This window comes from Halomonas sp. NCCP-2165 (genome assembly GCF_023708045.1).
Classification (GTDB): domain Bacteria; phylum Pseudomonadota; class Gammaproteobacteria; order Pseudomonadales; family Halomonadaceae; genus Bisbaumannia; species Bisbaumannia pacifica.
The window spans coordinates 22,323-29,264 of sequence record NZ_BRCY01000039.1; the positions used below are offsets into that span (position 1 = coordinate 22,323).

General features: G+C 67.3%; 6 protein-coding genes and 1 pseudogene. 4 read left to right on the forward strand and 3 right to left on the reverse strand.

Annotated features, from left to right (window positions below; all coding sequences use genetic code 11):
• Window positions 1-67 precede the first annotated feature (67 nt).
• The 3 genes from NFU04_RS15150 to NFU04_RS15160 are packed head-to-tail and all read left to right on the forward strand — an operon-like array spanning window position 68 to window position 2,982.
• Complete coding sequence (locus tag NFU04_RS15150) at window positions 68-685, forward strand: TetR/AcrR family transcriptional regulator (protein ID WP_251310260.1); 618 nt, start codon at window positions 68-70, stop codon at window positions 683-685.
• On the forward strand, window positions 682-1,368 hold the full coding sequence (locus NFU04_RS15155; protein WP_459382095.1) for a 1-acyl-sn-glycerol-3-phosphate acyltransferase: 687 nt from the start codon (window positions 682-684) through the stop codon (window positions 1,366-1,368). The genes NFU04_RS15150 and NFU04_RS15155 overlap by 4 nt, the downstream gene beginning before the upstream one ends.
• 60 nt (window positions 1,369-1,428) lie before the next feature.
• On the forward strand, window positions 1,429-2,982 hold the full coding sequence (locus NFU04_RS15160) for a 2-isopropylmalate synthase (protein WP_251310261.1): 1,554 nt from the start codon (window positions 1,429-1,431) through the stop codon (window positions 2,980-2,982).
• Window positions 2,983-3,063: 81 nt separating this feature from the next.
• On the opposite strand, the gene NFU04_RS15165 is transcribed toward NFU04_RS15160, so the two are convergent.
• Together NFU04_RS15165 and NFU04_RS15170 are read right to left on the reverse strand one after the other, a co-directional pair.
• Complete coding sequence (locus NFU04_RS15165) at window positions 3,064-4,347, reverse strand: HlyC/CorC family transporter (RefSeq protein WP_251310262.1); 1,284 nt, start codon at window positions 4,345-4,347, stop codon at window positions 3,064-3,066.
• 69 nt (window positions 4,348-4,416) lie between these two features.
• Window positions 4,417-5,217, reverse strand: a complete 801-nt coding sequence (locus tag NFU04_RS15170) for a cytochrome C assembly family protein (protein WP_251310265.1) — start codon at window positions 5,215-5,217, stop codon at window positions 4,417-4,419.
• Window positions 5,218-5,387: 170 nt separating this feature from the next.
• Between NFU04_RS15170 and ffh the strand changes: the two genes are divergently transcribed.
• A complete protein-coding gene (ffh, locus tag NFU04_RS15175) occupies window positions 5,388-6,824 on the forward strand; it encodes a signal recognition particle protein (protein WP_251310263.1) in 1,437 nt (478 codons plus the stop codon).
• On the opposite strand, the pseudogene NFU04_RS15180 reads toward ffh, so the two are convergent.
• A pseudogene (locus NFU04_RS15180) lies at window positions 6,821-6,942 on the reverse strand (IS481 family transposase); the annotation flags it as partial. The gene ffh and the pseudogene NFU04_RS15180 sit on opposite strands and share 4 nt — an antisense overlap.

A 6,942-nucleotide genomic window follows, 5' to 3' on the forward strand; every position in this document is an offset into this window, starting at 1 on the left:
GGTAGCGATATGCTGGTCGGAAACAGTGTTCGATTCCGCACTTCCACCCATCGCGACGAGGAAGCCCATGGCACGTCCCAGACAGCATGCCCCCGAGGCGCTGCATGCCCAGGTGATGGCGGCCTGCGATGCCTGGCTGCAGGAACGCCCGGTGCATGAGCTGTCGCTGCGCGCCCTGGCTCGCGACGTGGGGTGTGCGCCGAGCACCCTGCTCAAGCTCTACGGCAGCTTCAATAACCTGCTGCAGCACGTCAATCTCGAAACCCTGGCACGGCTCAAGGAGGCCATGGTGCCGGCGGATACCAACGAGACCCTGGCCTCTCAGCTGCGCACCCTGGCCCTGGCCTACTGGCGCTTCGCGCGCCAGGAGCCCTACCGTTGGCAGCTGCTGTTCGACTACCCGCTGGCCCAGGAGGGCGAGCTGGATCGGCGCCAGAGCGATATGATCGAGGCCCTCTTCCTGCGCGTGGAGACCGGGCTCAAGGCCTATCAGCCGGGCCTCAGCGACCTGGAGGCGCGGCGCATGGCGCGCACCCTCTGGGGCAGCGTGCACGGCCTGGTGCAGTTGGGGCTCAATGAGCGCCTCGGCGTCTGGCAGGGCCAGCCCCTGGAGGTCACCGAGCTGCTGGAGCAACTGCTGGTCACCATCCTCGCCGGCCTGCGCCACGGTCCCTACGCCCCGTGAGTCGCGTGCGTCACCCCCTCAAGGGGCCCTGCCTCGGCCTGGCGCGTCGCCTGATCCTTGCCCTGGTGCGGGTCTGTTACCGACTGCGCGTCGAGGGGCGCGAGCATTTGCCGGCCCGGGGGGCGGCCCTGGTGGTCTGCAATCATGTCAGCTTCGTCGATGCCCTGATCCTGGGCGGCGCCAGCCCGCGGCCGCTGCGTTTCCTGATGGATCGCCCCATCTATGAATCGCCCTGGCTCAACTGGTGGTTCCGCCTGGTGGGGGCGATCCCCGTGGAGGCGGAGCGTCGTGACCCGGGCAGCGTGCGCCGTGCCCTGGAAGAGGTCCGTCGTGCCCTGGATAACGGCGAGGTGGTGATGCTCTTCCCCGAGGGGCGGTTGACGCCGGATGGCGAGATCCACCGTTTTCGGCGAGGCCTGGAGCATATCCTGGCATGCAACCCGGTGCCGGTGGTGCCCGCCGGCCTGGCCGGGCTCTGGGGCTCCTGGACCTCCCACCAGGGCGGTCGCGCCCTGACCAAGCGGCCGCGCCGCTTCCGCGCCCGGGTCGGGCTCCACTTCGGGGCACCCCTGGCGCCGCGGGAGGCCAGCCTGGCGCGCCTCGAGATCGAGGTGCGTGAGCTCAAGGCCGACGCCGAGGCCTGGGGCCCGGCGCCGACCTCGGCTACCCTTAGAAAACATTGAGTTCCCGCGCCCCGGCCGGGCGACGGGATTCCGCCGCTGGACCCCGATGAGAGCCCTTCCATGAGTAAGCAGCCGCTGATCATTTTCGACACCACCCTGCGCGACGGCGAGCAGTCGCCGGGCGCCTCCATGACCCGCGACGAGAAGGTGCGCATCGCCCTGATGCTGGAGAAGCTGCGCGTCGACGTGATCGAGGCGGGCTTCGCCGCCGCCAGCCCCGGCGACTTCGAGGCGGTGAAGGCGGTGGCCGAGAGCGTCACCGGCAGTCGCGTCTGTTCCCTGGCCCGGGCACTGGATCGCGATATCGAGGCCGCCGGCGAGGCCCTGGCCGGCGCCGCCCAGGGGCGCATTCATACCTTTATCGCCACCAGCCCCATCCATATGCAGTACAAGCTGCAGATGAGCCCGGATCAGGTGGTGGAGCGCGCCGTGGCGGCGGTGAAGAAGGCCCGTGGCCTGTGCGACGACGTGGAGTTCTCCTGCGAGGACGCCGGGCGCTCCGAGCTGGATTTCCTGTGCCGCATCGTCGAGGCGGCCATCGAGGCCGGCGCCTCCACCATCAATATCCCCGACACCGTCGGCTATGCCCTGCCGGTGCCCTTCGGCGAGATGGTGGGCGAGCTGATTCGCCGGGTGCCCAACAGCGACAAGGCGGTCTTCTCGGTGCACTGCCATAACGACCTGGGGCTGGCGGTGGCCAACTCCCTGGCCGCGGTGAATGCCGGCGCCCGCCAGGTGGAGTGCACCATCAATGGCCTGGGCGAGCGGGCCGGTAACGCCTCCCTGGAGGAGATCGTCATGGCGGTGCGTACCCGCCAGGATATTCTCGACGTGGAGACCCGCATCGACGCCACCCATATCGTGCCCACCTCGCGGCTGGTCTCCACCGTCACCGGCTTCCCGGTGCAGCCCAACAAGGCCATCGTCGGCAAGAACGCCTTCGCCCACGAGTCGGGAATCCACCAAGACGGGGTGCTCAAGCACCGCGAGACCTACGAGATCATGCGTGCCGAGGACGTGGGCTGGCATACCAACGCCATCGTGCTGGGCAAGCACTCCGGGCGTAACGCCTTCCGTTCGCGGCTCGATGAGCTGGGTATCCAGTTCGCCTCCGAGACGGAGCTCAACGACGCCTTCGCCCTCTTCAAGCAGCTCGCCGACAAGAAACACGAGATCTACGACGAGGACCTCCAGGCCCTGGTCACCGATACTCGTGCCGCGGCCCGGGCCGAGCGTTTCCGCCTGGTAGCCATGGAGGTCACCTCCCGTACCGGCGAGACGCCCCTGGCCCGGGTCGTGCTCAGCCACGACGGCGAGGAGCGTCGCGTCGAGGCCCAGGGCAGCGGGCCGGTGGATGCGGTCTTCAAGGCCATCGAGCAGATCGCCGACAGCCAGACGGAGCTGGAGCTCTACTCGGTGAATGCCATCACCAGCGGCACCGACTCCCAGGGCGAGGTCACGGTACGCCTGCAGAAGGGCGGGCGCATCGTCAACGGCCTGGGCGCGGATACCGATATCGTCATCGCCTCCGCCAAGGCCTATATCAATGCCCTGAATGCGCTGGCCAGTCGCGGTGAACGCACTCACCCCCAGGGCGTTCATGAAGGGCCCTGAGGCCGCGACTGAGCGAGGTGGTCAGAAACGCCGACGGCGCCCCTCGGGGCGCCGTCGCCGTTTCTCTATGGAGGATATGGCTCAGCGGCGGCGGGCCGGACGCCGGGCGTGCTGCCAGCAGCGCGCCGAGGTGATCAGCTTGTCCTTGACCTGAAGGATCTCCATGCGGGTGGTGCCCACCTGCAGGCAGGCGGGGCCGTCGGGGAAGGACTCCAGGTGCTCGAGGATCAGGCCGTTGAGGGTCTTGGGGCCGTCGGTGGGCAGCTGCCAGCCCAGGGACTTGTTGATCTCGCGGATATTGGCGGTGCCCTCGATCAGGTAGCTGCCATCCTCCTGAAGATGGATCTCCTGATGCATCCCCGCCACGTCGGTGGTGAACTCGCCGACGATCTCCTCGAGGATATCCTCCAGGGTCACCAGGCCCTCCACGTCGCCATACTCGTCCACCACGATGCCGATACGCCGCTTCTGCTTCTGGAAGTTGAGCAGTTGGGTGTGCAGCGGAGTGGACTCGGGAATGAAGTAGGGCTCCCGGGCCTCCTGGACGATGGCCGCCTTGGTGACCTCCGCCTTGGCCAGAAAGCGCGCCGCATTGCGCAGATGCAGCATGCCGATGATGTTGTTGATATCGCCCTTGTAGACCGGGATACGGGTGTGCTGACTGGTGCGAATCTGGGCGAGGATGCTCTCCAGGTCGTCCTCCAGGTCGATGCCGACGATCTCGTGGCGGGGCACCATGATGTCGTTGACGGTGACATTCTCCAGGTCGAGGATCGACAGCAGCATGGCCTGGTGGCGCTGGGGAATCAGGGTGCCCGCCTCGTGGACGATGGTGCGCAGCTCGTCCCGGGTCAGGTTGTCGGTGCCGCCGTCGATCTGCTTGACGCCGGCCAGGCGCAGCAGGCCGTTGGAGATGGCGTTGGTTAGCCACACCAGCGGATAGAGCAGCTTGAGCAGCGGTTCCAGGGCCATCGACGCCGGGTAGGCGATGCGCTCCGGCTTGATCGCCGCATAGGTCTTGGGGGTCACCTCGGCGAAGATCAGGATGACGATGGTCAGCACCAGGGGAGCAATGGCCGGCCCGCTCACCTCGCCGAAGAAGTGGATCGCCAGCACGGTGGCGATGGCGGCGGCCAGGTTGTTGACCAGGTTGTTGCCGATCAGGATCACGCCGATCAGGCGATCCGGGCGGGCCAGCAGGCGCAGCACCCGCTGGGCCCGGCGCTCGCCACCGTTGGCGCGATGGCTCAGCCGGTAGCGGTTGATGGACATCATGCCGGTCTCGGAACTCGAGAAGAAGGCCGACAGCAGGATCAGCACTGCCAGCAGGCCGAACAGCAATCCCAGAGGGAAGTCATCGCTCAAGGTGGAAGGGTCCTTTATGGCGTATCAGGCACGTTTGTAGAGAAGGAGCACTCGGCCTGTCAAGGCGGCTTAGGGCCCCTGGAAGATCACTTCCAGGGCGAACTTGCTGCCGAAATAGGCCAGCAGCAGCAGGGCGCAGCCGCCCAGGGTCCAGCGCACCGCCTTGAGGCCCCGCCAGCCCAGCCAGTGGTGGCCGGCCAGCAGGATCGAGAAGATCACCCAGGCGGCCAGGGAGAGCAGCGTCTTGTGGGCCAGGTGCTGGGCGAAGAGGTTGTCGAGGAACAGGAAGCCGCTGAGGATGGCCAGGGTCAGCAGGCCGACCCCGGCCCAGACCAGCTCGAAGAGCACCCGCTCCATGGTGGTCAGCGGCGGCAGGGCCTGGACCACGCCGCGGATATGGTGGTGACGCAGGGCCTGATTCTGCACCCCCAGCAGGATCGCCTGGACGGCGGCGATGGCCAGCACGGCGAAGGCCAGGGCCGAGCTCACCACATGCAGGGCAATGCCCGGCGTCAGGCCATCCCCGCGGGGCGTGCCGGGCAGCCCCACCGCCAGCACCAGGGTCATGGCGGCCAGCGGGAAGAGGCCCACCGCCACGTTGAGCACCGGCTTGAAGAGGCTGATCGCCAGCAGCAGGGCGGCGATCAGAGCGCCGGCCGCGGTGGCGGTGGTGCCGAGGCCCAGGCTCAGCGGCTCGCTGCCGCCGACCAGGGCGCCGAGCACCAGCAGATGACAGACCACGGCCAGGCCGCCCAGGGTCAGTACCAGGGGCGGACGCTGGGGAACGCGCCGCGTCAGCGCCAGGGCCTGCCAGGAGGCGGCGCCGCAGTAGAGGATGATGGCGATTAGGGCAAAGGGAAGCGCCTGCATAGCGTTGCTGTCCATGGGCCGCCCGGGGCGGCAAAGTGCGATGAAAAGTGGTCGCAATCCTGGGGTTACTATACCGAAGCCCCGAGGCGCCGCCCAGCCATGCATGGAGACCGGAGCCATCAAGGCGTATAATCGCGCCAAACGCCAAGGCATCGTTGCCGGAGAGGCCCATGTTCGAGAGTCTATCGGAGCGTCTATCGCGGACGCTGAGGTCCATCAGCGGTCAGGCCAAACTGACCGAGGACAATATCAAGGAAACCCTGCGCGAGGTGCGTCGGGCGCTGCTGGAAGCCGATGTCGCCCTGCCGGTGGTCAAGGCCTTTATCGATGCGGTGCGTCAGCGCGCCGTGGGGCAGGAGGTCTCCAAGAGCCTGTCGCCGGGGCAGCAGTTCGTCAAGATCGTCCAGCAGGAGCTGGAGGCGGTCATGGGCGAGGCCTTCGATGGCCTCAGCCTCAAGGGCTCGCCGGCGGTGATCCTGATGGCCGGCCTGCAGGGGGCGGGCAAGACCACCTCCGTGGCCAAGCTGGCCCGCTACCTCAAGGAGCGCGAGAAGAAGAAGGTGCTGGTGGTCTCCGCCGACGTCTATCGTCCCGCGGCCATCGACCAGTTGGAGACCCTGGCCGGCGAGATCCAGGTCGACTTCTTCCCCTCCTCCAGCGACCAGCGGCCGGTGGCCATCGCCGAGGCGGCCATCAAGCACGCCAAGATCCAGTTCCATGACGTGGTGATCGTCGATACCGCCGGTCGCCTGCATGTCGATGCCGACATGATGGACGAGATCCAGGCCCTGCATCGGGCGGTGACGCCCCAGGAAACGCTGTTCGTGGTCGATGCCATGACCGGCCAGGATGCCGCCAACACCGCCAAGGCCTTCCACGAGGCGCTGCCGCTGACCGGGGTGATCCTCACCAAGGCCGACGGTGACGCCCGCGGCGGGGCGGCCCTCTCGGTGCGTCATATCACCGGCAAGCCGATCAAGTTCATGGGCATGGGCGAGAAGACCGATGCCCTGGAGCCCTTCCATCCGGACCGGGTGGCCTCGCGTATCCTCGGCATGGGCGACGTCCTGTCGCTGATCGAGGAGGCCGAGCGCACCGTCGACAAGGGCAAGGCCGCCAAGCTGGCCAAGAAGGTCAAGAAGGGCGAAGGCTTCGACCTGGAAGACTTCCGCGACCAGCTCCAGCAGCTCAAGAAGATGGGCGGCATGGGTGGCCTGCTCGGCAAGCTGCCGGGCATGGGGCAGATGGCCGAGATGGCTCAGGGCCCCGGGCCCGAGAAGGAGCTGGGCAAGCTCGAGGCGCTGATCAACTCCATGACCCCTCAGGAGCGCCGCAAGCCGGAGATCATCAATGGCTCCCGCAAGCGGCGCATCGCCGCCGGTGCCGGCCTGCAGGTGCCCGACCTCAATCGCCTGCTCAAGCAGCACAAGCAGATGCAGAAGATGATGAAGAAGGCGGGCAAGAAGGGCGGCATGCAGAAAATGATGCGCGGCATGTCCGGCATGATGGGCGGCGGTGGTCCGGGTGGCCCCGGCGGCATGGGTGGCCCCGGTGGCATGGGCGGTCCGGGGGGCATGGGTGGCCCCGGCGGCTTCCCCTGGCGCTAGGTGTGTAAACCCACCAGGTTGTTCACGGAAAGACCTAGCCGGCTAACCGGAGGATGGTAATCCAAGCTGGCATGCGGTCGATGCCAGTTGTACTGGTGAAGCCAAACCAGCAGATACC

Bases quoted from the DNA above. Each gene is read 5' to 3' on its own strand.
- NFU04_RS15150 (WP_251310260.1), top strand. From the start codon at position 68: ATGGCACGTCCCAGACAGCATGCCCCCGAGGCGCTGCATGCCCAGGTG.
- ffh (WP_251310263.1), top strand. From the start codon at position 5,388: ATGTTCGAGAGTCTATCGGAGCGTCTATCGCGGACGCTGAGGTCCATC.
- NFU04_RS15170 (WP_251310265.1), bottom strand. From the start codon at position 5,217: ATGCAGGCGCTTCCCTTTGCCCTAATCGCCATCATCCTCTACTGCGGC.
- NFU04_RS15160 (WP_251310261.1), top strand. From the start codon at position 1,429: ATGAGTAAGCAGCCGCTGATCATTTTCGACACCACCCTGCGCGACGGC.